Annotated in this window: 19 protein-coding genes and 2 pseudogenes; 1 reads left to right on the forward strand and 20 read right to left on the reverse strand. The window is 63.1% G+C overall.

The genetic code is table 11. The annotated features are described in order from the left end of the window. From ACGLHR_RS36740 to ACGLHR_RS36755, 4 genes and pseudogenes are all read right to left on the reverse strand, one after another. Positions 1–146 (reverse strand): annotated as a pseudogene (locus ACGLHR_RS36740) (IS630 family transposase); the annotation flags it as partial. A 324-nt stretch (positions 147–470) separates the two neighbouring features. Continuing rightward, complete coding sequence (locus ACGLHR_RS36745; protein WP_400100147.1) at positions 471–1,364, reverse strand: aldo/keto reductase; 894 nt, start codon at positions 1,362–1,364, stop codon at positions 471–473. A gap of 126 nt (positions 1,365–1,490) precedes the next feature. Further along, positions 1,491–2,711 carry an MFS transporter gene (locus tag ACGLHR_RS36750; protein ID WP_400100149.1) on the reverse strand — a complete coding sequence of 407 codons (1,221 nt, stop codon included), beginning with the start codon at positions 2,709–2,711 and terminating at the stop codon, positions 1,491–1,493. A gap of 12 nt (positions 2,712–2,723) precedes the next feature. Beyond that, positions 2,724–3,833 (reverse strand): alkene reductase, encoded by a 1,110-nt coding sequence (locus ACGLHR_RS36755; RefSeq protein WP_400100151.1) that lies wholly within the window; start codon positions 3,831–3,833, stop codon positions 2,724–2,726. 277 nt (positions 3,834–4,110) lie between these two features. On the opposite strand from ACGLHR_RS36755, the gene ACGLHR_RS36760 reads away from it, so the two are divergent. Then, positions 4,111–4,995 (forward strand): LysR substrate-binding domain-containing protein, encoded by an 885-nt coding sequence (locus ACGLHR_RS36760; protein ID WP_400100153.1) that lies wholly within the window; start codon positions 4,111–4,113, stop codon positions 4,993–4,995. Between the two features lie 174 nt (positions 4,996–5,169). On the opposite strand, the gene ACGLHR_RS36765 is transcribed toward ACGLHR_RS36760, so the two are convergent. The 16 genes and pseudogenes from ACGLHR_RS36765 to ACGLHR_RS36840 all read right to left on the reverse strand — a co-directional run bounded on the left by ACGLHR_RS36765 (position 5,170) and on the right by ACGLHR_RS36840 (position 23,716). Next, positions 5,170–5,757, reverse strand: a complete 588-nt coding sequence (locus tag ACGLHR_RS36765; protein ID WP_400100155.1) for a hypothetical protein — start codon at positions 5,755–5,757, stop codon at positions 5,170–5,172. A gap of 138 nt (positions 5,758–5,895) precedes the next feature. Then, positions 5,896–6,351: a YMGG-like glycine zipper-containing protein gene (locus tag ACGLHR_RS36770; RefSeq protein WP_400100156.1), complete on the reverse strand. Its 456-nt coding sequence runs from the start codon at positions 6,349–6,351 to the stop codon at positions 5,896–5,898. A 131-nt stretch (positions 6,352–6,482) separates the two neighbouring features. Next, positions 6,483–7,088 (reverse strand): membrane integrity-associated transporter subunit PqiC, encoded by a 606-nt coding sequence (locus ACGLHR_RS36775; RefSeq protein WP_400100157.1) that lies wholly within the window; start codon positions 7,086–7,088, stop codon positions 6,483–6,485. Further along, on the reverse strand, positions 7,085–8,707 hold the full coding sequence (locus ACGLHR_RS36780) for an intermembrane transport protein PqiB (RefSeq protein ID WP_400100159.1): 1,623 nt from the start codon (positions 8,705–8,707) through the stop codon (positions 7,085–7,087). Before ACGLHR_RS36780 ends, ACGLHR_RS36775 begins: the two co-directional genes overlap by 4 nt. After that, positions 8,700–9,958: pseudogene (locus tag ACGLHR_RS36785) on the reverse strand (paraquat-inducible protein A). Before ACGLHR_RS36785 ends, ACGLHR_RS36780 begins: the two are co-directional and overlap by 8 nt. Beyond that, complete coding sequence (locus ACGLHR_RS36790; protein WP_400100161.1) at positions 9,955–11,406, reverse strand: efflux transporter outer membrane subunit; 1,452 nt, start codon at positions 11,404–11,406, stop codon at positions 9,955–9,957. The pseudogene ACGLHR_RS36785 and the gene ACGLHR_RS36790 overlap by 4 nt, the downstream one beginning before the upstream one ends. Position 11,407: 1 nt before the next feature. Further along, positions 11,408–14,623, reverse strand: coding sequence for an efflux RND transporter permease subunit (locus ACGLHR_RS36795; protein ID WP_400100163.1), 3,216 nt, complete (start codon positions 14,621–14,623; stop codon positions 11,408–11,410). A 13-nt stretch (positions 14,624–14,636) separates the two neighbouring features. After that, a complete protein-coding gene (locus ACGLHR_RS36800; RefSeq protein WP_400100164.1) occupies positions 14,637–15,929 on the reverse strand; it encodes an efflux RND transporter periplasmic adaptor subunit in 1,293 nt (430 codons plus the stop codon). A 265-nt stretch (positions 15,930–16,194) separates the two neighbouring features. Beyond that, a complete protein-coding gene (locus ACGLHR_RS36805) occupies positions 16,195–16,788 on the reverse strand; it encodes a YSC84-related protein (protein WP_400100166.1) in 594 nt (197 codons plus the stop codon). 147 nt (positions 16,789–16,935) lie between these two features. Then, the gene (locus ACGLHR_RS36810; protein WP_400100168.1) at positions 16,936–17,322 is read right to left on the reverse strand and encodes a response regulator transcription factor; all 387 of its coding nucleotides are present in this window, start codon (positions 17,320–17,322) and stop codon (positions 16,936–16,938) included. Positions 17,323–17,439: 117 nt separating this feature from the next. Next, complete coding sequence (locus tag ACGLHR_RS36815; RefSeq protein WP_400100170.1) at positions 17,440–18,084, reverse strand: response regulator transcription factor; 645 nt, start codon at positions 18,082–18,084, stop codon at positions 17,440–17,442. Continuing rightward, entirely contained in the window at positions 18,081–19,496 is a 1,416-nt protein-coding gene (locus ACGLHR_RS36820) for an ATP-binding protein (protein WP_400100172.1), read from the reverse strand. Before ACGLHR_RS36820 ends, ACGLHR_RS36815 begins: the two co-directional genes overlap by 4 nt. 486 nt (positions 19,497–19,982) lie before the next feature. Next, complete coding sequence (locus tag ACGLHR_RS36825; protein ID WP_400100174.1) at positions 19,983–20,822, reverse strand: SDR family NAD(P)-dependent oxidoreductase; 840 nt, start codon at positions 20,820–20,822, stop codon at positions 19,983–19,985. 6 nt (positions 20,823–20,828) lie between these two features. Further along, positions 20,829–22,103 carry an MFS transporter gene (locus ACGLHR_RS36830; protein ID WP_400100175.1) on the reverse strand — a complete coding sequence of 425 codons (1,275 nt, stop codon included), beginning with the start codon at positions 22,101–22,103 and terminating at the stop codon, positions 20,829–20,831. 84 nt (positions 22,104–22,187) lie between these two features. Continuing rightward, positions 22,188–23,243, reverse strand: coding sequence for a 3-keto-5-aminohexanoate cleavage protein (locus ACGLHR_RS36835; protein ID WP_400100176.1), 1,056 nt, complete (start codon positions 23,241–23,243; stop codon positions 22,188–22,190). A gap of 65 nt (positions 23,244–23,308) precedes the next feature. Then, positions 23,309–23,716, reverse strand: a complete 408-nt coding sequence (locus ACGLHR_RS36840; protein WP_318234205.1) for a carboxymuconolactone decarboxylase family protein — start codon at positions 23,714–23,716, stop codon at positions 23,309–23,311. Positions 23,717–23,855 lie beyond the last annotated feature (139 nt).

The raw sequence follows: 23,855 nt of genomic DNA on the forward strand, positions 1-23,855 counted from the left end.
TTGTTGTCCAGGCCTTCAGCGCTAGCCAGCACAATGCGCGCGCGCAAGGCCAACGCCTGTGCCGTCTTGCGCCGCATGGTCAGCGCCTTGAGTTGCTCACGTTCGACCTCACTCAACACCAGTTCTGCCTTCGGTCTTCCTCTCATCAACGCCTCGCCGTTTGCGTGCCTTCAACGCAGACTACTACGTGGCGTCAATAATGCAAGGAACTTCTGACTCAGGACACTAGTTGCCAATTGCCAATCTGTTGAACCGCCGCAGATTCGCACCAATATCGCGTGCCTCTTCCGCCGTGGCAGTACGGATCGCAATGCTAGGCATGGGATGGGATGGGATGGGATGGGATGGGATGGGATGGGATGGAGATTATCCTGAGGTTCGAGGAGAGAGTGGCACTTCAACTCAAAACGTTGGGCAGCGAAGTGCTCACACGCAATAGTATCGCAGTGGCTGCTCATGGCCACGCGCATTCATTGCGAAATTGACGGAGTAGTGGACCAGCCTTGCCGCCGTTGAGTGGTCGCGCGGTCCAGTTGACAAAATTCACCGTCGGATAGAGTCATCGCGCCGGCCGCCACATTCTCTTCCAGATGCGCGACCCGGGAGGTGCCCGGTATCGGCAGGATCACCGGACTGCGCTGCAATAGCCACGCGAGAGCGATCTGCCCGACACTCGCGTGATGGTTGCGCGCGATGGTGTCGAGAAGCGAACCGGCACGGGTCAGCTCGCCGGCAGCCAGTGGGAACCATGGGATGAAGCCAATTCCATGGGCGGTGCAGTAGTCGAGTACGTCTTCGCTTCCGCGGTCACCCAGGTTGAAGCGGTTTTGCACGGTCGCCACCTTGAAATATTTCGATGCAGCCTTGATGTCGGCCACCGATACTTCGCTCAGGCCAGCGTGGCGGACCACGCCGCTGTCGATCAGGTGGCGCACGGCGCCAAACTGCTCGTCCCGCGGCACCGATGGGTCGATGCGATGCAACTGCCACAGGCCGATCTGTTCGATACCAAGCCGCTGCAAGCTGCCGTGGGCTTGCTGAACCAGGTAATCCGGTCGGCCCTGCGGTGCCCACTGGTTGGGACCCGTGCGTGCCAGTCCCGCCTTGGTCGCTACGAGCATGTCGGCACCATAGGGATGCAGCGCTTCGCGAATCAATTCTTCCGAAACGTTCGGCCCATACGAGTCCGCCGTGTCGATGAAATTCACGTCGAGTTCGGGAAGGCGACGCAGGACACGGATGGCTTCGGCCCGATCGGTTGGCGCGCCCCAGATACCAGGACCGGTGATTCGCATCGCGCCAAATCCGAGCCGCCGGATTTCCGTGTCGCCGCCAATTTTGAAAGTACGGTGTGGGATAGTCATATTCGCCTTTACTGCTTGTGTTAGACCGATCGGGGGTGCACTACCCGCCGGGACAGGGATAGTGCCGGTTGGAAGCAGGCTGTCTCGGTGAGCTACGGCAAACGCCTGCCGCGCGGTAGCGGTACCTTATGCAGCAGTGACCGCTCCTTTTTGCGCCCCTACCAGATGCTTGCCGATGCTGACTGTCAGGATCAGCGCCGCGACTTCACACGCAGCGGCGGTCCAGCCAAGGTTGTCCACCGAGGTGAAACTCAAGGTCAGGGAACCGAGCGCGGCGCCGAGCGAAAAGCCGAGATACATGAACGAAGCGTTGAGTGACAAGGCAATGGGCGTGCCGCGCAGGCCAGCGAGGTTGATCAGCCCTGCTTGCTGCGCGGGGTAGAAGGACCAATGCGCCATGCCCCAGGCCACCACGCCGATCAGGACGGGAACCAGTGCCAACGTTTTCGGCAGCCAGTGCGCACTCGCCGACATGAGCGAGAAAGCCAGGATCGACACGCTCAGGCAGGGGATGATCACGCGGCTGGGGCCGAGGCGGTCCACTGCCTTGCCGCCGATGAACACGCCGATGGCTGCCGCGACACCCCAGGTGAACAGCACGTAGCCGATTTCAGCGCCATGCAACGGCGTGGTCGTGGCGACGAACAATGCCAGGTACGTATAGATCGTATAGGCGCCCATAGCCCAAAGTGTGGTGACGAGCAAAGTCATCAGGATGACCGGCTGGCGTGCGACATGGATACGCTCGCGCAGCGTGGCAGTCGGCAATCCCGCGCCGATGTTACGCGGCAGGCCGAACAGCAAGCCTGCCGTGGCCGCAGCAGACAGGGCGGCGACGCCCGCAAAGGTCATGCGCCAGCCGAGCCGGTCCCCGACCAATGCGCCAAGCGGTACGCCGAAGGCGACCGCGATCGTAATGCCGCCGTTGACGATGGCGAGCGCCGTGCCGCGCCGTTCTGGACCGGCGATCGCGCCGGCCAGCGCGTTGGCGCCGGGAACATACAGACCGGCGGCTGCGGCGAGCAGGATGCGGGCCGCCATCAATTCCCAATAGTTCTGGGCGGCCCAGGCAATGATGTTCGCCACCGTGAAGGCGGAAAGCACCAGAATCATCAGCGTGCGCCGATGGAACGCGCCGGTCAGTGCCGTCAGGATCGGCGAGCTGAGTGCGTAGGCCAAAGCAAACACGGTGACCAGCTGGCCCGTGGCGACAATGCTGGTATGCAGGTCCGTGGCAATGTCGGGCAGCAGGCCGGCAATCATGAAGCTCTCGGTGCCGACGGCGAACGTTCCTAGCGCCAGCCAGTACAGCGGCGCGAAGGACGTGGACTGGGTCGTGGAGGTCATCGTGTGCTCCGCTTACGCTGCTACCGTGTCGTCGCTATAGACCGGATAGTCGGTATAGCCGACCTCGGTGCCGCCGAAGAAGCTGGGACGGTCGTACGGATTCAGCGGCAGCTGGCGGCGCAGGCGTTCGGGCAGATCCGGGTTGGCGATAAAGTCGCGGCCAAATGCGACCAGGTCAGCGTCGCCTGCCTGCAGGACGGCTTCCGCGGTATCGGCCTTGAAGCCGCCAGCGGCGATAATGACGCCGTTGTAGTGCCTGCGGATCAGTTGCGCGGCGATCGGGTTCGGATCCTTGCTCTCGTCATCCACATTGCCCAGCACACGCGGCTCGATCAGATGCAGGTAGGCCAGGTTCAGCTTGGCCAGTTCTTGCGCGACGTAAGTGAACAGGGCCTTCGGGTCGCTGTCGGACATATCGCCAAAACTGCCGCTCGGGCCAAGGCGCACGGCTACGTGGTCACTGCCCCACACCGAGATGACGGCCTGGGTGGCTTCCATCAGGAAGCGGGCACGGTTCTCGAACGACCCGCCGTAGATGTCGGTGCGCTTGTTGCTGCCGTCCTGCAGGAACTGATCGAACAGGTAGCCATTGGCGGCGTGCAGTTCGACGCCGTCGAAGCCGGCCTTCTTGCCGCGGACCGCGGCGGCGCGGAAGCTTTCGACCAGATCGGCGATCTCGGGGATCGTCAGCGCGCGGCTTGGCGTGTTCGGGATCCAGCCCGCTTCGGTGTAGGCGACGCCGCCATGCGACACGGCGGACGGCGCCACCGGCTGAACGCCGCCTGGCTGCAACTGGCTGTTGGACTGGCGTCCGGCGTGATACAGCTGCAGGAAGATGCGGCCGCCCTTGGCGTGCACGGCGTCCGTCACCTGCTTCCAGCCGGCAATCTGGCTATCGTCGTAGAGGCCAGGGGCGCCGAGGTAGCCGTTGCCGTTGGGTGCTGCGATGGTCGCTTCGCTGATCAGGAAGCCGCCTTCCGAGGTGCGCTGGGCATAGTACTCGGCCATCAACGGGCCGGGCCTGGCGCCCTCTTCGGCGCGCATGCGGGTGAGCGGCGCCAGCACCACGCGGTGGGAAAATTCGTAACGACCGACTTTGACTGCGGAATGGAGTTTGGACATGATTTCCTCGAGATTGAGTGGCTGGTGACGCTCGATCAACAGCGGGCTTTCGACCTTGAGGAGAAGTGTATGGACGGACTGAAATAAGAAAAATGGGCTAAGGTTCCGAACATATTGGACAAGAACATCCGTAATCGGTCCGTTCGTCGCAGTGCCAGTCGCAGCCGGTTTGCGAACGCTTGTTCGGAGGCCGGCCCGATTTGCGAGCACTGGAAAATAAGGCTAAGGTATCCGTCATATCGGACAAACATGTCCTTAAATGGCCTCGGATGCGGCAATGGACAGCCTCAGCGGAATTTCAGTGTTTGTGCAGGTGGCGGAAACGCGCAGTTTTACTGAGGCGGGACGGCTGCTTGGCGTATCGTCTTCGGCGGTCGGCAAAAGCATTGCGCGCACCGAGGAGCGCCTCGGCGTGCGGCTCTTTCACCGCAGCACGCGCAGCATCACCCTGACGGCCGAGGGGGCGTTGTTCCTGGAACGGTGCCGGCGCATCCTCGGCGAGGTCGAAGCCGCCGAAGCCGAGTTGTCCGATGCCGCTGGCAGTCCGCGCGGCAGGCTGCGGATCAGCACGCCGCAACTGTCCGGGCTGATCATGCCGGCGCTCGACGGCTTCATGACGCAGTACCCGGACATCGAACTCGACGTCGATCTCTCCGATCGCATGGTGGATATCATCGAAGAAGGCTTCGATGCGGTTATACGCACGGGTGAGCAGCACGATTCGAGGCTGGTGTCGCGGCGCCTCGGTTCCTGCGGGCAGGTGCTGGTCGCTTCGCCCGGCTATCTCGAGAAGTACGGCGTACCCAAGCATCCGTCCGAACTCGTGCAGCATGCCTGTCTGCTACATAAATTCCCCGCTAGCGGCAAACTGGAACGCTGGCCGTTTCAGCTCGTTGCATCGGAAGCGGAACCGGAGTTGCCGCAAACCTTCGTCGCCAACACCATTGAAGTGCTGGGTTTTCTGGCGCGTCAGAACAAGGGGCTCGCCTTCCTGCCGACCTTCATCGTGCGCGATGCCCTGGCGAGCGGTGCGTTACAGATCGTACTGGACGATTTCATCGACCAGACCGTCACCTTCTGGATCTTGTGGCCGGCAAGCCGTTACGCTTCGCCGAAGCTGCGTGTCTTTATCGACTATGTCAGCCAGAATCTGCAGATCTAGCGACAAAGCGGCGGATTGCTGCAGATCAACGCGAGTACTGCCGCAGCGAAGGGCAGCAGACCGCCGGCCGCTTCCAGCCTGAGGATATCGGAGAAGCCACCGTTTACCCTGTCAATCGTGTTGTCTATCACGACGTCCGTCTGCCCTGGAATCCGTCCAGCGTCCGGCGGCCGCCTACTTCCCGGTAGCCGGTTCCACGGCGATCGCCACGGCTTCCGTGTAGACAGCCTCGACCTGGTCGCCCTTCCTGATGTTCTGCAACTGCGCGGGATCCTCTACTAGCAGATCCACCGTGTTCCCCATCGGCCCTTTCAGCGTGACCATCCTCTTCTCGGTGTTCACGGCGATGACGTTCGCCATCACGGTCATTTCCCTCCCGATCGTGCCGCCGGGCTTTGCTCCGGGAGCCGAGCGCTCGATCACTTCGCGCTCAGCGCTGGAGCGCAGGCCGTGGCCCTTTTTCAGGCTCAGCGAAATGGCTTCCCTATACTCGGCGGAGACCACGTCGCCAAGCTTGATCTGGTCGAAATTGCGCACCTCCTCGCCTACTACAAGCTGCTCCACCCGGCCTTTCCGATCCTTCAATGACACGGTCCGGGTGGCTGCGTCGATGCCCACCACGGTAGCCGTCACCTTGGTGATGCCTGTCACGGTCGCCTGGCGAGGCGCCTTCATGACGTCCACCTTGGTTTGCGGCTGAGCCATCGCCGCGGTCGCCGCCAGGGCCAGCGCCGCCATGACCAGGGATATCTTGCTCTTCATGTCTCTCTCCTTTTAACCCCCAAAGTCTCGCCACGCCGCTCCCGCGGGGCCAATCAAGACGAAATCTTCGAGATGCGCAAGCAACGCCTCGACGGCTCGATCGGCATGCCGTTGTACCGTCCCACTGGCTATCGTTCCCTATTTGACCGTATAGCCCCGGCCTTCCATGCAAGCGGCATATGCCCGGTTGTAGGTATCCATGCTGCCTTGGGCAGGTTGCTGCGCTGCCTGCTGGTTCCTCCGTGCCCGTGCCCCGCCGGCCATGGTTCCGGCCACGGCGCCCGCCGCGGCGCCCTTCCCCGCGTCACCCGCGATGGCGCCGATGGCCGCACCGCCGGCCGCGCCCCGCGCGGCACCTCGCACGCGCTCGCCGCCACCCCCCGGCCCGGATGGCGGAGGCGGTGCCGCCGCTACTGCGGCCGGATCGACACCTGTGCTGTTCTTTGCCCATACATAGCACTGACCGTCATCTTTCTGCTGCTGCCCGGCGCTCTGGCCCTTGGCCGGGTAGACAATCGGCTTTGCCTGCGCGAGGCCGAGCGACAGCGCCGCGACGGCAACGGCATAAACCCTGCGTCTGTTCATTCCGTTCATGACGACTCCTTCGTGACGGCGCACCGTTGCGCGATGCCATGAACCCACCTGGCCATCCGCGCTACCGACGCCCGCAGTGATCCGGTTCGCGACACCGGCCAAGCCATGCCGCAGCCGCTCATGGGCGCGACTCATGGCGCGCCGCTTTGCCGGATCGCTGTGGCGATATCGCGGCTCAGCGTTGCCACGTTACGGCTATGCGCTGCCACCATGGCGCCATAATCCTTGCCGGCAACCCGTTCCTGCGCAAATGTGCGGCCGCTTAGCACCGCCGCGCCATTGGGTAAGCGCACCGACCACAGTGCCTCGACCGTGGCCGTTTCGCCCAACGACGAATCGAAACGCAGCACGTCGATCCGCACCCGATACCCACCGGTCGATCCTTTACCCTGCTCGGTCGTGGACACACGTGCATCCGCCAGCAGTTGTGCCAGATCGCCAGCGACCGCGCGCTGGATCTCGCTCTTGAGCGGTTCTGCCCAGCGTGCGAACTCTGCCAAGCGCACCTCGTTGACGCCGACCCGCGCCACGAGCTGCGGCCGGTCAACCGTCTCGGGTACTGTCACCGGCGCGACCAGGACGCTGATCGCCTCGCCGGGCACCGTGCCCGCGCTGCCGCCTTCAGACGCGGCCGCCGGACTGAGCGTGTAGAACTTCGCCGTCGGAGATGCCGCGCAACCGGCGAGCGTCCCGATCGCAATCGATACGGCAAGCAACAGGATGGCTCGCATCATCATTTCCCTTCATCCGATTTGCCGCGGATCAGCGCCTCCGGATGGCGTTCCAGGTAATCGGCCAGGTTGCGGAACGCCGCTGCCGTGCGTGAAAGCTCGCGCATCACGTCGCCCGCATTCTCCTGGATCGCCGAATCGGGCTGCATGGCGACGTTGGCCGAGTCGAGCGCCTCGCGTGCCGCCGCGAGCGTGCCGCGCGCCTGCGGTATCACCTCCGCGTCCAGCCGGTTGAGCAGCGTATGGGCATCCCGGATGGTCTGCTGCATGTCGTGGCCGAGGCCCTCGATCGGCACCTTGTTGAGCTTGGCCAGCAGCGCCTCCACCGAATCCTGCAGCGGCTGCAAGCCACCCGGAACGGTAGGTATTTCGGCCGGGGCCTTGCTCCAGTCCACCGCGGCCTTGGGTGCGTTCGGGAAGAAATCGAGCGCGATATAGAGTTGCCCGGTCAACAGGTTCCCGGATCGCAGCTGAGCACGGAAGCCTCGCGCGACCACCGTGTCCAGCACGGCCTTCTTGTTCGGCGCGATAGGTCCGCCTTTCGGCCCCGACGCATAGCGTCCGGTGAACCGTTCCGGATAGAAGTGCACCTCGACCGGAATGCTGAACTCCTTCTTGACCGGATCGAATCGCGTATTGATGGCCGCCACCTCGCCCACCACGATGCCGTGGAAATCCACCGGCGCACCCACACTCAGGCCCCGCACCGAGGATTTCGTGAAGTTGAATACGTAGGTCTCCACGATACGTTCCCGACGCACCATCGACTCCAGGCGCGTGTGGAACAACGCGAACTGCGCGTTCGCCGGGGCAGGCGGGAGCCCGGCTGAAGCCGGCGGGCTCTGGAAGGCCAGGCCGCCGACCAGGATAGCCACCACGGATTGCGTCTCGAGCTTGATGCCAGCGGCATCGATCGATACATCGACGCCACTGGCTTGCCAGAAGCGGGTATCTTCATTCACATACTTGTCATACGGTGCGTTGACAAAGACCTTCAACGTCACGCCATTGCCGTCCGGATCCAGCTCGTAGGCGGTGATTTGCCCCACCTGCAAGCGGCGGAAGAAGACCGGCGAGCCAACGTCCAGCGAGCCGATATCCTCGCTCTTCAGCACAAACTGACGCCCGGGTACGTCGCTGCCGAACACGGGGGGCGTCTCGAGTCCGACATAGTCGCGCCGCTTCGCCGTCGCGCTGCCAACGTCCATGGCGACAAAGGAACCACCCAGCAGCGTGCTGAGGCCCGAGACCGTACCGCCCGAGATACGCGGCCGCACCACCCAGAAGCGCGAATCCGCCACCAGCAGTCTCTCCGCATTCTTGCTGATTTCAGCGCTGGCGATCACGTTCTTCCGGTCCGGGGACAGCGTTACGCTGCGGATCAGGCCGATGTCGACATCCTTGAACTTGAGCTTGGTCTTGCCCGCCTCCAGCCCTTCGCCGGTCCTGAAGCTGATCGTGATCGTCGGCCCGCGCTCCAGCACGGACTGGACGGCCAGTCCCACGCCGATCAACACCGCTATCAGTGGGATCAGCCAGATCAGCTGCAGCCGCCAGCGCGGCTGCGGTGCTACCACGGCCTCGGGGAGCGCGTCGGGTTCCGGCAGTTCGGGAGGGCTAGCCATGATGGTCCTGCGGTTCGTCCCAGATCAAGCGCGGGTCGAACGTCATGGCGGCGAACATGGTAAGCACGACCACCGCGCCGAATGCGAGCGCCGCCGGCCCCGCCTTGACTGTCGCCAGCGCGTCGAACTGCACCAGCGCCACCAGGATCGTGATCACGTAGATATCCAGCATCGACCACTTCCCGACAAACTCGACGATCCGGTAGATGCGCGCGCGCTGCGATGGCAGCCACCTTGAGCGGCGCTGTACCGAAATCACGAGATACAGCAGCGCGAGGATCTTCAGCATGGGCACGGCGATGCTGGCGACGAACACCACCACCGCCAGCGGCCACGAGCCCGAGGCCCAGAGGTATACCACCCCGCTGAGTATGGTGTCCCGCTGTGCGCCGAACAGGGAACTCGTATCCATCACCGGCAGGACATTGGCTGGGATATACATCACGATGGCAGCAATCAGCAGCGCCCAGGTGCGGGCAAGACTGCCGGGCTTGCGCAAATGCAGGCTGGCGCCGCAGCGCGGGCAGTGCGCATGTTCCGCTGAGGGTTTCAGGCGCGCCAGCAATCCGCAACTGTGACACAGCGCCAGCCCAAAATGCGCCGCCGAGACATGGGAGACAGGAGGCACATCATCGTTGGCGTTCATCGCGGCGCTCCCAGCCTTGCCCACACATCACGCGAATCGAAAGCGGCGCTTGCGGCCGCCAGCAGCAGCATGAGTGCACCGAACGACCAGATCGCGATGCCCGGCACCACCCCGGCGATATGCGCCAGCTTGACCACCGCCACCAGCACACCGATGATCAGCACCTCCGTCATGCCCCAGGGCTTTGCCAGATACAGGAGCCGGAAGAGCAAGTCAGGCCGCCACGGAGATCGGCGTAGCTTGATCGGCAATAGCAGATAGGTCATCGCGGCCATCTGCAGCAATGGCGTCAGGATGGTCGTCACGAGCACCAGTGCCGCCATGGGCCACATCCCGTCCTGATACAGCACGCGCACCGCGCCATACAGCGTCGTATAGACGACGTGACCGCTGAGTGCCAGACCAATGATCGGAAACACGTTCGCGAGGATGAACAGGACCAGCGCCGCCAGCGTGCAGGCGAGCGCCCGGTCGATGCTCTGCGGGTGGTAGCGATACAACTCTGCGCCGCAGCGCGGGCACCGCACAATACCGCCGCGCGGCATACGCGGCTCCCGCAACAGCAAGTCGCACTCGTGGCAGGCCGTCAGCGCGAACCGTGTCATGGCGAACTCTCCATGGTGGACTTCGCCGGGCCAGCCACGCCGGACATCCGGTCGGCCTCCTCGACCACCCAGCCGCCGCCCATCGCCTTGTAGAGGTTGACGATGGCGGTAAACACCAGGCCCTGTGTCTGCGTATAGCCGAGCTCGGCGTTGAACAGGCTGCGCTCGGCATCCAGCACCTCGATATAGCTGGTGTAGCCCGCCTCGTAGCGCAGGCGCGCGAAGTGCGAATACGAACGCAGGGCATCGACCTGGCGCCCCTGTACGACGAGCTGCTCACGCGACTTCTGCGCCGTGATGAGCGCATCCTCGACTTCCTGGAAAGCAACCTGTATTGCCTTCTGGTATTGAACGAGGGCCTGTTGTTGCTGCGCCTGCGCCTGCTGTACCTGGCCCCGGATGCTGCCCGCGGTAAAGATCGGCTGCGCCACGGAGCCGGCATAGCTCCAGATCCGCGCCGGCCCGGTAAACAACGTCGAGAACTCCCGGCTGGAAGTGCCGAACAGGCCGGTCAGAGAGATCGACGGAAAGTACAGCGCGCGCGCGGCGCCGATCAGCGCATTGGCGGCCACCAGGTTCTGCTCCGCCTGGAGCAAGTCCGGACGGCGCTGCAACAGGCTGGACGGCAGCCCCGCCGGCACCACCGGCAGTTCCAGTTGACCCAGATCTCGGCCTCGGAGGATGGGCCCCGGGTTACGCCCAAGCAGCACCGACAAGGCGTTCTCCTGCCGCGCGATCTGCGCTTCTATCTGCGGAATGGTCGCCAGAGCGGCTTCATACTCGGACTGATTCTGTGTCACCTCCATCTGCGCCACGGTGCCGCCTTCATAGCGTTGCGTGAAGACCTTGAGCGAATCGGCGCGGCTCGCCGTCGTGGCCTTGGCGATCTCGAGCTGCCTATCGAGGTCCCGCAGATTGATGTATGCGGTGGCAACCGACGCCACCAAGGTCAGGATGGTTGCGCGCCGCCCTTCCTCGCTCGCAAGCAGGTTGGCCCGGGCAGCCTCGGTCTGGCGGCGCAGCTTGCCAAACACATCGATTTCCCAGGATGCCGACAATGCGGCGGTCAAGGTGCTGAACTCGGGCCCGATACCTGGCGGCACGGGCGTCGCTCCCGCCCGGCTGATGCGCTGGCGCTGGGCGTCAAACGACGCGCCAACCTGCGGAAACAGCTGCGCGCGGGTGGTCGCGAACTGGCCGATGAACTGGTCGACCCGTGCCGCGGCGATCTTCACATCCTTGTTCTCCGCGAGCGCGACCGCCACCAGTTCATTCAGCACCGGGTCGTGGAACTCCTCCCACCATAGCGTGTTCGCCACGTCCTTCGCCTCGCCGCTCTCAAAGCGGAACGCCTGCGGCGTGTCGATCGGAGGCCGTTCATAGTCCGGCCCCAGCGCGCAGGCGCAAACCACCAGGTTCGCGATCGCCAGGATGGAGTGGGCACGCATGTCAGCGATCCTCATGGCCGCCAGCCAGCGGGCCGGTTGCCACTGTCTCACCGGTCACCTCCGGTGCGCCAACCGAACCGCCGCTGCCCGCCTTTTTGCTGCCGCGCCTATCCGTCATCGACTCGATGAAGTGATAGAACATCGGAATGAAGAAGACCGCGATCACCGTGGCACCGAGCATGCCGCCGATCACACCGGTGCCGAGGGAGTGCCGGCTGTTCTGGGAGGCGCCCAGTGCGATCGCCAGCGGCACGCAGCCCAGGATGAAGGCAAGCGATGTCATGATGATCGGGCGCAGGCGCTCGCTGGCTGCCGCCATTGCCGCGTCGTACACGGACATGCCCCCTTCCCTGTTCAACACGGCGAACTCGAAGATCAGGATCGCGTTCTTCGCCGCCAGTGCCACCAGCATGGTCAACCCGATCTGGAAATAGATATCGTTGGTCAGCCCACGCAGCAAAATCGCCACCAATGCGCCGAACAGCGCGAAGGGTACCGCCAGCAGCACCCCGAACGGCAGGCTCCATTTCTCGTATTGGGCAGCTAGGATCAGGAACACCATCACCAGGCCGAAGCCGAATACCAGGGCTGACGTGCTGCCGGACTGCTGCTCCTCGAACGCCTCACCGCTCCACGCCACGCCGAAATCGGACGACATCACTTGCGAGGCGACTTCCTGGAGCGCCGCGATCGCCTCACCGGAACTGCGGCCGGGCGCCGGGTTGGCGGTGATCTTGACTGCCGGGAAGTTGTTGAAGCGCGTCACCAGATCCGGCCCGGTCACATACCTGGATGTCACGACAGCCTTGAGCGGCACCATGTCGCCAGTCCTGCTGCGCACGAAAATCTGGGCCAGATCTTCCGGCGTCAAGCGGTAGCTCGGCTCCGCCTGCAGGATCACCTGCCACAGACGGCTCAGCTTGTTGAACTGCGACACATAGAGCGAACCGAAATTCGTCTGCATCGCGCTATAGACATCCTCGACCGGAACGCCCAGCGTTTCCGCCTTGTCGCGATCCACGTCGACCAGCAATTGCTGCGACGACGCGTTGAAGGTGGCGGTGGCACTGGCAATCTCGGGGCGTTGATTCGCCTTGGCGATAAAATCCCTGACCACCGCCGCGAGCTGGCTGTTGTTCGCATCGCCCTTGCTCTGTATCCACATCTCCATCCCGCCCGTGGTGCCGAGCCCCGGAATTGACGGCGGGTTCACCGGCAGGATCACGCCCTCGGGTACCTTCGACAGCGCCTGGTATGCCCCAACGATGACTGCCCTGGCGTTCTGGCTGCGAATATTCGCGGATTTGTAGCGCTCGTCGAAAGACTTCAGGCCGACGAAGAAGGCTGCCGCATTATTCTTGTTCTGGCTGTCGAGAAGGCTGTAGCCATCGACCACGGCGATACCGCTCACGGCCTCCTGCTTCATGAAATACTCGGCCGCGCGCCTGGATACGTTGCCGGTGCGATCAAGACTCGCCGCGTCCGGCATCATCACCACGCCGAGCAGATAGCCCTGGTCCTCCGGCGGCAGGAACCCGGTCGGGGTCGACTTCATCAGCATGACAGCGATCGCGGTCATGCCCGCAAACAGCAGCAAGGCGATGCCGGAGCGCTTGATCACCAGCGCAACCGCGCGCGAGTAGCGGGCCGTCATCCGCGCAAACTTATCGTCGAACCATGTGAAGAAGCGCCCCTTCTTATGATGCCCCCCTTTCAGCACCACGCCCGCCAGCGCCGGAGAGAGCGTCAGCGCAACCACGCCGGAGATCGCCACGGATATTGCGATGGTGATTGCAAACTGCTTGTAGAGCTGCCCGGTGATGCCGCCCAGGAACGCCACCGGAACAAAGACCGCGCTCATCACCAGCACGATGGCCACCACAGGCCCCGCCACTTCGTCCATCGCGCGCTTGGCGGCCTCTTTCGGGCTCAGGTGATGCACCACCATGTTGCGCTCGACGTTTTCGATCACCACGATCGCGTCATCGACCACGATGCCGATCGCCAGTATCATGCCGAACATCGTCAGCATATTGATCGAGAACCCCAGCACGCTCATGCCGCTGAACGTGCCGACGATCGACACCGGGACCGCGAGCACCGGAATCAAGGTGGCCCGCAGGCTCTGCAGGAAGATGTACACGACCGCCACGACCAGCACCAGCGCTTCGACGAAGGTTTTCACCACGTCCTTGATCGATGCACGGGTAAACTCGGTCGTGTCCATGACGACCTTGTATTCGATGCCTTCGGGAAAGGAGCTCTTCATCCGGCCCAGCGTCTCGGTCACCTGCTTGGAGACATCCAGCGCATTGGCGCCAGGCTGCTGCCATACCGCCAGCAGCGTAGCGGGCTTGCCCTGGTAACTGCTGCGGATCGAGTAGTCTTTTTGCCCCAGCTCGGCCCTGCCCACGTCCCTGAGCCGGACGATCGCGGCACCGCCACTGGCGGCACGTATGATGATGTTCTCGAACTCTTGCGGCTCGGTCAGCCTTCCCGAAGTCGTGACGGCGAACGATTGCTCGACCGGCGTGCCAGTCGGCGACTGGCCGATACGGCCCACCGCGAACTGCTGGTTCTGGTTGGCGACCGCCCGCTGTACATCCGAGGCCGTCACCTTCAGCTGCGCCATGCGGTCCGGCTTGAGCCAGATCCTCATCGCGTAGTCGGGAGTGCCGAACACGCTGGTCTGGTTGGCGCCCGGGATGCGCTTCAGCGCGTCGAGCACATAGATATTTGCGTAGTTGGCGATGTAGGTGGGCTCGTAGCGATTGGTGGACGAGTAGATCGCTATGACCATCATGAATGCCGACGACTTCTTCTGCACACTGATGCCCTGGGCCTGCACCGACTGCGGCAATTGTGGCAACGCGAGATTCACCCTGTTCTGCACGTCCACCTGCGCAAGCTCGGGATTGGTTCCGATCTCGTAGAACACGCTCAGCGAATAGCTCCCGGTCGAGGAGCTCGACGAGTTCATGTAGATCATGTTGTCGGAGCCATTGACCTGCTGCTCGATCGGCGCTGCCACATTGTCCGCCACGACATCGGCATTCGCGCCCGGATAATTTGCCGCCACGGTAATCTGCGGCGGCGTAACGTCAGGGTACTGCGCGATCGGCAGGGCGAGCATCGCCACGGCGCCCGCCAGGGTGATGACGATCGAGATGACGGATGCAAAGATTGGCCGCTCGATGCAGAAGTGGGAAATGTTCATGGGACTTGGCCGGTTACGGCTTCCGGGCCGGGTCTGGCTTGGCAGACCCCGCCACCTGATTCTCGGCCGGCACCGCGCCCGCTGCCTTCCGGGCTGGCTCCGTGCTACCGCCGGTTGAGGCCGCAGGTGCCCCGGTGATCTTGAGTGGCGCGCCAGCGGCGACACGGATCGCGCCGTCTACCACAATGCGCTCGCCGGCGCGCAAGCCTTGCTCGATGAACCAGTCGGCACCGTGCCATTCGCCTACATCCACCACCCGCTGCCTGGCCTGCTTGCCATCCGCGTCGATCACCCAGACGAAATGGCTCTTGGCACCCTGCAGCACCGCGCGCTGCGGCACCAGGATCGCATTGGGCTTGCTCGCCCCTAGCACCCGTGCCCGCACGAACTGCCCGGGACGCAGCGTTCCTTGCCCGTTAGGCAGCACCGAGCGCACCAGAAAGGTGCCGGTTTCCTTGCTGTAAGACGGGTCGGCAAAGTTGATGTGGCCCCGGGTCGGCAATATCGAACCGTCGGCGAGAATGATCTCCACCTCGAAATCGTTGCTCGCGGGAAACTGCAGCAGTCCCTTGGCGATCTGATCGCGGTAGCGCAGTACCTCGTTCTCGGAAATGCTGAAGTTGACCCACATCGGGTCAAGCTGGGACACGTAGGTCAGCAGGCCGGACTCTCCTGGCGTGACGTAGCTGCCGTCCTGCTTGCGCGCATAGCTTGACACGCCGCTGAGGGGGGTGGCGATGGTGGTGTAACTCAGGTTGAGTTGCGCAGTCTGGACCTGCCCTTGCGCCGCGATCACCGCGGCCTGCGCCTCGCGCTCGCTACCGATCGCATCGTCGAGGTCCTTCAGGCTGACTGCGTGTTGCTCGGCCAGCGGCTTGACCCGCGCCAGGTTGGCCCTGGTCACGGTCAGCCGCGCCTGCTGTTGCGCGAGCTGCCCCTTTGCGGTCTGGAGGGCGGCTTCGAATGGCTTGCGATCCATCTGGAACATGGTCTGGCCAGCCCGCACCAGCTGGCCTTCGTTGTAGAGCCGTTTCTCGAGAAACCCCTCCACCCGCGCCCGAATCTCGACCTCGCGCGAGCTCTGGGTCTGCGCGACAAACTCGAACGAAATCGGCGTATCGTGCGCGCTCACCGTCATCACGGTGACTTCCGGCGGCTCCCGCGGCGGCAGGCCGGCCGGCTTGCCGCATCCGGCGAGCGTGACAACCACCGCGGCAGCAAGCGCCCACCGGGCACCGGCAAGGCATGCCTGCCCATGCCCACCAAGCGAGGAACCCGTCCTGGTCTGGAACGATGGATTCACCATGGGAGTCTCCGCGGGACCGCTGTTCGAAGCCACATCGGCATGCAGGCGTCGGCCTGCCCTGCCTTACGTCAGGCGGGCGGAACGGGAGCCATGCCGGCGGCCGGACGTCCATTCCTGGCAGTACATGCCAAGCGACCGCCGCCACGCTCCGATCCGCGACGGAGGGTCTCGCCGGCTGGCACCCGGGCAAATCGCGCCCACGGCAAGACCGGGCAGAGACTACCCTCACGCCTGATGCGCAAGCCTGTCGAACATCATCGATGTCTTAGCGATTCAGCCTCGTAATTTTCTGGCCTTGCAAGCCCAACCCGGCCATCAAGCCTTTTTGGTCAAAGATGAACGCATAGATGTCGGATTGCAGCGTCGTCGTGGTCATCGATTTGGCCGTACCCGCATCCATGACGACAACGCTCGGACCGACACCTACCGACCATCCGTCACTCTTGTACAGGTAGGCCAGCGCCGATTCGCTCATGAAGAACAGCGATTCCCCGAACGACTGCGCACCGGCCTGCAGACCATAGGAAAGCGCGGTGGCGTTGTAATAGCCGAGCGTCTTCCCATCGCGGCTGAGCAACACGCCGTTTCCGCCTTGCGCACCCACGATGAGGCCCGCCTTGAAGATGTCCGGGAAGACCAGGATGGCAACAGCCTTCTCGTTGATTTCAGTGGCCTTCGGGTTGGTCGAAAGCAGTTGCTGTAGCGCCGCGCGCGCGTCCTTGTCCAGCTTGCTGTTCTCGCTTGACGACGCGGCGCTCGTGCTGGATGCGGACCCGGACATGGTGTTGTCGGAGGTCGAGCATGCTGCCGCGACGAGCAAGATGGGGATGAATAGCATGCTACGGACGTACTTGATCATGATGCGCGCTCCTTTTGTCGAGTACCAACGCATGAGTGAACTGCAAGCCTGTCTCGAATCCGCTTGCCGTGAATTCAATATTGGCTTTGGCTTGCGCTTAAGGCAATTGGCCTTTGGTCCCATAGCGGTCCCATCGCCTCTCCCCGGTCAGGGCGGCGGACCCAAGCCAAGGGCGCTGCGTACGGTCATGACGAAGAGTTCGTCGTTGAAGGGCTTGCGCAGGTAAGCCGCAGCGCCAGCCGCCAGCGCCTGTTCGCGCACGGCAATGTCGTCGTACGCGGTGATGAAGATCACCGGCATGCCGCTGCCCGCCAGGCGCTGCTGCACTTCGAGCCCGTTCAGGCCCGGCATCTGGATATCGAGAATCACGCAGTCCGGGCGATACGAGGGCAGTGAGGAAACGTGTTCAAGGAACGCCTCACCACTAGCAAACGCGTCGGCCTGCATGCCGATGGAGCGCAAGAGTCGTTTGATGGCCCGGCCCACCGATTCATCGTCATCCACGATGGCGACGAATGGCTTGACTTTGCTCATTGTGCATGATCCCGCTGATAGCGATTCTCCCGAAGGAATGCCCTACCAACTGAAGAGTAAGGGAGCCTGGGAAATGCGGCTATTGGACCTTGGTCCAAGCGGGCGGCCTGCCGTGCCTCAGCGCCGCGGGGCATTGAGGTCAGAACCGGTCAGGCGGGCCTTGTCGGCGATCCGGACTAGTTCGGCGAGTGAATGTGCTTCCATCTTTTCCATCACTCGCGCCCGGTGCACCTTGACGGTCTTCTCGACGGTGCCAAGCTCGCAGGCAATCTGCTTGTTCAGCAAACCTGTCACAACCAGCGCCATGACGTCCCGCTCCCGGGGCGTGAGCCGCCCCAGGCGACTGCGGATGGACTCGACCTCCTGCCGGCTCTCCCTTGCCTCGATCGCGCGGTCAAGCGCCTGTGCGATCGCGCGCAGCAGGTCACGGCCCTCCACTGGCTTTGGCAGGAAGTCGGATGCGCCGGCCCTCAGCGCGCTCACGGTCATCGGGATATCGCCATACCCACTGATAAAGATGATCGGAAGCGCCGGACTCGCCGCATTAAGCTCGCGCTGCAGCTCGAGCCCGCTGAGATCGGGCAGTCGCATGTCCAGCACCAGGCAGGCGTGCTGGTCCGTGGCGCCATCACGTTGAAGAAATGCGCGTGCGGAATCGTATGCCTGTACCTGGTACCCTGCGGACTGGATCAAGCGCGTGAGCGCGCGCCGCACCGAATCGTCGTCGTCCACCAGATAGATGACAGGACAGGGGCCGCTCATGGCGCTTCGCCAGCATGGCTTGCCACGGGCCTGACCAACGTCGGCAAGATGAAGGAGAACGTCGCCCCCTGCCCGGCATTGTTCTCGGCCCAGATACGCCCCCCATGCATCTCGACGATCGATCTGCTGATCGAGAGCCCGAGGCCAAGGCCGTCTTTCTTCGAAGTCACGAAAGCCTTGAATATCTCGCCGAACTTGTCGTCACTCAGTCCGCATCCGTTGTCACGCACATTCACGCGCACCATGCCAGGGCTGTCCTTCTCTACGCAGATGGCGACCTTGCGATCATGCAACAGGCAGTTCTCCATCGCGTCGAACGCATTCAGTAGCAGATTGAGCAACACCTGTTGCAACTGGACCCGGTCGCCGGGCACCATCGGCAGGCCGGCTTCAACGCGCAGTGCCACGTCGATGCCGCGCACGATGGCATCGCTATGCAGTAGCTGCACCGCGTCACGCACGACGCTGCCAAGTTCCAGCGGCACGATCTCGAGCTCGCTCTTCTTGACCAGTGCACGAATGCGGCGAATCACTTCGCTCGCCCGCTTGTCGTCCTGAACGATATCCTTCAGTATCTCGCGCACCTCGTTGAGATCGATCGGATCCGCGGCCATGAACCGCTGCGCGGCCTGCACGTTGCTCAGGATCGCCGTGAGCGGCTGGTTCAATTCGTGCGCGAGCGATGCCGTGAGTTCCCCCAGGGTGGATATGCGGGTCAGGTGCACAAGCTCCTGCTGCTTGCGATGTTGCTCCTGTCGCTGGCTCGAATCGACGACGGCGAGCACCGCATAGGCATTCCTGAAGCCAAGACGATTGAACCGGATCTCGGCGATGAACTCTGTACCGTCCTTGCGGCGCGCGCATAGTTTGAGTTCCCGTCTGGCGCCCCTCCCGGTTTCATACCCGAGATCGACCATGTTCGCGTCACCATGCGACACATCATGGTCCTTGATTGGAAAGCGCGGAATCAGCATGCAGGCGGCCATTCCCGGCAACTCTTCGCGACGATAGCCAAAAAGCTTGCCCACCTCCTCGTTTGCCAGCGAGACATTGCCATCATGATTCAGCACAAGGATCGCTATAGGCAGGAATTCCAATGCGCTGCAGAACTCGCCTTCGGTCTGGCTCAGGCGCTTGCCGTCGACATCCAGGGAGGGTGCGCGAGGCGGCTGGCGCAGCCGCTCGAACCACTGGACGGCCTTGCCGCCATGGACACTGGGGGTCTCGTTGCCGATCGGTGTCTGGCGTGGTGTCGCATGGCGCATTGCCGTGCCCCGCGTGGCAGCGCGCCACACGGCGAAGCGTTTGCGTAGCACAGCCTCCGCGTCTCTGAGCAGGCCCGGGAATAGGTAGCGCGCGGTGAGGGTGATGGACGCCACGAGCAAACCAGTGGCACGCCCGATGATACTCATCGGCGCTGCTCCTCCATAGCCTGCGTCGGGAAGCCCAAGTTGCGGGGCGCAAGCATCACGTTGCAGCGAACCATCACCTGCCCTTCCCGCGGCACGTGCCCCCGCCGTTGCAATCGATGCTCTGACCGAGGCGAAAGTCCTCCGGGTGGCACTTCGCAAGTGCTGGCTTGCTCTCTCCGGGTGACGGTAAAGCGCCCCGGCACATCAAACGCATCGGAGTACGAATCCGGGTCGGACGACGATCCGAAGCAAATCTGTGATTGGAACCTGATGCTGGCCGGACGTCGAGCTTCCGCCGAGCCGGCAGCTATCTGCTGCACAATGCGTAAATGCATCGTAGACGCTGGCAGGCAGCATGTAAATGTGCAAAGGCAGCGATAGCGGCGCGGTCTGAGAGAGACCCGGTGAGCACATCCAATGAAGGAATCGAGGCGCGCGCCTTCGCTCGGTTGTGCGCGTTCCAGCTGCAGCATGCCGTGTGCGTGGTTAGATCACGACTCCCCCGTTGGGGCTGATCACTTGGCCTACCAGGTAATGATCGCCGGCCAGGTAGGTTACGGTCGATGCGTATTCCTGCATCGTGCCCAGGCGTCCAGCCGGGACGACCTGCCAGAACTGGTTGCGCTTTTCCTCACCCGCGGTCTCGAAATATCCCGTAAATTCTGGAGTTGCCACACCACCTGGAGCCATGGCATTGACAAAGACATTGGCGCCGGCTACTTCGGCAGCAACCGACTTGGTGAAGGCGACTACCGCGCCTTTGGACGCGCAGTAGTTCGGGCTGTGCACGCTCATCGCCGAGATAGCGGCAATCGATGCGATGTTGATGATCTTGCCGTCGCGCTGGGGTTCCATCAGCCTGAGCGCTCCGCGAGTGCAATAGAACAAGCCGTGCACATTGACGTCCCAGTAACGATGCCAATCTTCGTCGCTCATCTGGCTGGTAAAGCCCAGCGACTGACGCGGCACCGGGGAGGTGATATAGGCGTAGTGCTTGTTGCGGCGCTCGGTGTCGATCGGCCGGTTCGGCACGAGCGCAGCGTTATTGACCAGGATGTGCAACGTGCCGAAGCGTTCGACGGTAGCGGCGAACATGTTGTCGACTTCATTGCTCGAAGACACGTCGCAGCGCAGCGCCAGGCACTGTGCGCCGGCCGCTTCCACCGCCACGCGCGTTTGCTCGAGAGCGCGCATATCGATGTCACAGATCACGACGTGCGCACCCGCCATGGCGAGGTCGATCGCAATAGCGCCACCCACGCCGCGACCGGCGCCAGTGACCAGGGCGACTCGTCCCTCCAGATTTTTCCTTTGATTCTGCGTCATGATTCCTTACCTTGTCGTTTGCAGGGGTTGCATGTCGATGGCCGGCGGCTTGCACGAGGCGCGCGCGGCCAGCGCGAAGAACATTGCCGAAGCGATAGCCAGCACATCCGTGGTCAGCAGTACGCGTGTCAGAGGCACAGTGGTGCCATTTGCGATGAGATAGTCTGTCGCTGCGCCCACGGCCACGGTGCCAATGGCGATCGCGAAGACGTTGATGCACAGCATCGTGAAGCCGGAGATCGTCGAGCGCATTTTCTGCGGCGCCATGTTCGTGATAGCCGCATTTGCCGGCCCGTAAAGTGCCAGCGGCAGGAAGAAGCCCACGCACATGCCGATGTAGAACAGTGCAGAGCCGGCATGGGCGAAACGATAGGCGATGATGAACGGTGCGCAGATGGCGACGAGCAGTGTCATGAACGTGGCATGTCCGCCAGGTAGCATGCGCGCCATGCGGTCGCTGAGGACGCCACCCACCACCGATCCGAGCGTGCCGAACAGCAGTTGCAGCACGCCGATGCGAGTGGCGATGCCGGCGGCATCCACGCCGCGCTCATTCACCATCCACAGTTGCGTAAAAGAGAGGCTGGCGAAAGCGATGTGCGTCAGCACGAAGCCAACAATGGTGAAGCGAAGCGCACGATGCCCCCTGATCAGTCGAAGTACTGCGAGCCCTTGTTGCAGGGCGGGCGCGCCCTGTTCCTGCGGCGCGAGCTGGCCGCGATCTTCCTTCAGCAACGCCAGCGGTACGGCGATGGCGACGCCGATCACGCCCAAGGCATAGAAGGTCGTGCGCCAGCCGTGCCCGGCACCAATGGTGCCGGCCAGCAAGAAGCTGCAGCCGATGCCCAGGGGGATGCCCATGAAGAACAAGCCCATCGCCGTGCCGCGCCGCTTCTCGGAGAACAGCTCGGCCAGCAAGCCCACCGCGGCCGGCACCAGAGCCGCCTCGCCGCTGGCGACAAAGAAGCGCGCGATTGCCATTTGCTCGAAGGTCTGTGCATGGCCAGAAGCCCAGGTGCATGCGCTCCAGATCAGCACGCCGGCCGCGATGATCCGCGTTCGGCTGAAGCGATCCGCGAGCATACCCATCAACATCGCCATGACGCCGAAGCTCAGCACCCAGACCGCGCCGACCAGGAATCCATATTGCGCATTGTTGATCGCCAGATCCTTGATGATTTGCGGCGAGAATCCCAGCAGCATGTTGCGATCGATGTGGGCAAGCAGGTGGATCGTCAACAACGCTGCCAGAACGGCAGAGGGGCTTTTTTTCCAGAACATCAGATGTCTCCAGACCGCAGGATCATTTGTCGCGGGCCGGACGGAATACGGTACGCTGCCGCAGTCCGTCCGGAACTTCCCGGCTTACGCTACCTTGCGCACAGGGACGCCGCGTTGCGCCGGCGCACGGTTGGGCACCATGCCCAAGGCTTTCAGCGTCTCCTCGGTGGATTTCCAGTGGGTGCCGATCTGGTAGATGCGACGCGCATCCTCGCCGGTGGCGATGTCGCGGTTGAGCTCACGCGCAATGCGCACCATCTTCTCGATCTGCTGCACTGAGGTCGCGCGTTTGCCGTCCGGGCCGAATAGCGTGTCCTCGATGCCGACGCGCACATGCAGGCCCAACGCGATGGCCATGGTGTTCATTGGCACCACGTTGCGATTCAGGGTTTCCAGCGTTAGCACGGCACCATCTGGCGTGCGTCGGGCGAACTCGATCATGTCGGCCGGGTGCAGGCCGGCTGCGCCGCCGCCGATTGCCACATAGTTCAAATTCAGCGGTCCGGTGTAAACGCCCTTGCGGATCAGGCGCTCGACCGTCTCCAGTTGCGGCAGGTTGCCGAACATGAATTGCGGCTGGATGCCGTTGGCCACCAGGCGCTTGATGTGCTCGACGTGCCACGACGGATTGGACGGCACGATCATGTCGCGGTAGGCTGCCTGGAGCGCCGGGCTGGTGAGCGAGGTGCCGGCGATGTCGGCCTCGGTCATCAACTCCATCACATTCATCTGGCTGGTGTTGATCGCGACCGTCACCTGGTCTGGACGGGGATCCAGTTCAGCCAACATGTGACGCGTGTCGTCATTCATCCACTTGGCCGCCTGGCCCTCGTTCTCGGGCGCGAAGGAAATCGAGCCACCGACCTGCAGCACCATCTTGGGCACAGCTTCACGCAGGCGGGCGAGCATCTCATTGAAATTGGACAGGCGCTTGCTGCCCTTGCCGTCAGCCTCGCGCACATGCACGTGGAGCACCGTAGCGCCGGCGTTGTAGCAGTCGACCGCCTTCTGGATCTGCTCGTCCATCGTGACCGGAATATCGTCCGAGTCGCTGGGAATCCATTGCGGCCCATAGGGCGCAACCTGAATCACGAGTTTTTCCTGGTTTTCGGGCAGCAGGGAGTCGTCTAGGAAATGCATGGCTTGTCGTCCTCGATGAAGTTCGTGGGTGAAGGGATTAGGGATTGGAGATTGGGGATTGGTACTCAGGCGGCAGCCCGGGTGCTGGTCGTCCTGGCCTGCTCGATGGCTGCCAGTTCCTCCAGAAGAATCGGTGCACCCAGGCTGCTGGTATGGATGCCAAGCACACTTACCGCCTGCAGCACGGCAGCAATCTCTGCCCTGGTGGCGCCCAGGTCGAGGGCCTTGCGGATGTGACGGCGCGTGCCCGGTGCATACATATGGGTGCAGGACGCGTCCACCGCGATGGCGATGAATTCGAGCACCTTCGGCTCCAGCACGCCCGACATCACCGTGTGCGCGCCCATTGCCATGAATTTCTCTGTCCAGGCGGGATCCAGTTCCGCAATGGGATCCCAGGCCGGATTCCAGTGACCGGTCGCGCGCAGTTGATCGCAGACCGGGGTAGCGGTGCCGCTCGTCTTATCGCTCATTACTCGTCTCCTTGGCTGTCTCGAATTGCGCGCCGCCTATGCGCGCCTCGTGTATCTGGAGGCAAGTATCGGATACGGGAGGATTGCCAATTTGACATTCCGGGAGTTTGAGTTTACATATTGGGTAGTCCGGGAAAAC

The sequence above is a fragment of the Cupriavidus sp. CuC1 genome, from assembly GCF_044627735.1.
In the GTDB taxonomy this organism is placed as follows: Bacteria; Pseudomonadota; Gammaproteobacteria; order Burkholderiales; family Burkholderiaceae; genus Cupriavidus; species Cupriavidus ulmosensis.

What these genes read in the sequence shown, in the direction of transcription:
- ACGLHR_RS36745 (WP_400100147.1), bottom strand. Translation starts at nt 1,364, where the DNA reads ATGACTATCCCACACCGTACTTTCAAAATTGGCGGCGACACGGAAATC.
- ACGLHR_RS36750 (WP_400100149.1), bottom strand. Translation starts at nt 2,711, where the DNA reads ATGACCTCCACGACCCAGTCCACGTCCTTCGCGCCGCTGTACTGGCTG.
- ACGLHR_RS36755 (WP_400100151.1), bottom strand. Translation starts at nt 3,833, where the DNA reads ATGTCCAAACTCCATTCCGCAGTCAAAGTCGGTCGTTACGAATTTTCC.
- ACGLHR_RS36760 (WP_400100153.1), top strand. Translation starts at nt 4,111, where the DNA reads ATGGACAGCCTCAGCGGAATTTCAGTGTTTGTGCAGGTGGCGGAAACG.
- ACGLHR_RS36765 (WP_400100155.1), bottom strand. Translation starts at nt 5,757, where the DNA reads ATGAAGAGCAAGATATCCCTGGTCATGGCGGCGCTGGCCCTGGCGGCG.
- ACGLHR_RS36770 (WP_400100156.1), bottom strand. Translation starts at nt 6,351, where the DNA reads ATGAACGGAATGAACAGACGCAGGGTTTATGCCGTTGCCGTCGCGGCG.
- ACGLHR_RS36775 (WP_400100157.1), bottom strand. Translation starts at nt 7,088, where the DNA reads ATGATGATGCGAGCCATCCTGTTGCTTGCCGTATCGATTGCGATCGGG.
- ACGLHR_RS36780 (WP_400100159.1), bottom strand. Translation starts at nt 8,707, where the DNA reads ATGGCTAGCCCTCCCGAACTGCCGGAACCCGACGCGCTCCCCGAGGCC.
- ACGLHR_RS36790 (WP_400100161.1), bottom strand. Translation starts at nt 11,406, where the DNA reads ATGCGTGCCCACTCCATCCTGGCGATCGCGAACCTGGTGGTTTGCGCC.
- ACGLHR_RS36795 (WP_400100163.1), bottom strand. Translation starts at nt 14,623, where the DNA reads ATGAACATTTCCCACTTCTGCATCGAGCGGCCAATCTTTGCATCCGTC.
- ACGLHR_RS36800 (WP_400100164.1), bottom strand. Translation starts at nt 15,929, where the DNA reads ATGGTGAATCCATCGTTCCAGACCAGGACGGGTTCCTCGCTTGGTGGG.
- ACGLHR_RS36805 (WP_400100166.1), bottom strand. Translation starts at nt 16,788, where the DNA reads ATGATCAAGTACGTCCGTAGCATGCTATTCATCCCCATCTTGCTCGTC.
- ACGLHR_RS36810 (WP_400100168.1), bottom strand. Translation starts at nt 17,322, where the DNA reads ATGAGCAAAGTCAAGCCATTCGTCGCCATCGTGGATGACGATGAATCG.
- ACGLHR_RS36815 (WP_400100170.1), bottom strand. Translation starts at nt 18,084, where the DNA reads ATGAGCGGCCCCTGTCCTGTCATCTATCTGGTGGACGACGACGATTCG.
- ACGLHR_RS36820 (WP_400100172.1), bottom strand. Translation starts at nt 19,496, where the DNA reads ATGAGTATCATCGGGCGTGCCACTGGTTTGCTCGTGGCGTCCATCACC.
- ACGLHR_RS36825 (WP_400100174.1), bottom strand. Translation starts at nt 20,822, where the DNA reads ATGACGCAGAATCAAAGGAAAAATCTGGAGGGACGAGTCGCCCTGGTC.
- ACGLHR_RS36830 (WP_400100175.1), bottom strand. Translation starts at nt 22,103, where the DNA reads ATGTTCTGGAAAAAAAGCCCCTCTGCCGTTCTGGCAGCGTTGTTGACG.
- ACGLHR_RS36835 (WP_400100176.1), bottom strand. Translation starts at nt 23,243, where the DNA reads ATGCATTTCCTAGACGACTCCCTGCTGCCCGAAAACCAGGAAAAACTC.
- ACGLHR_RS36840 (WP_318234205.1), bottom strand. Translation starts at nt 23,716, where the DNA reads ATGAGCGATAAGACGAGCGGCACCGCTACCCCGGTCTGCGATCAACTG.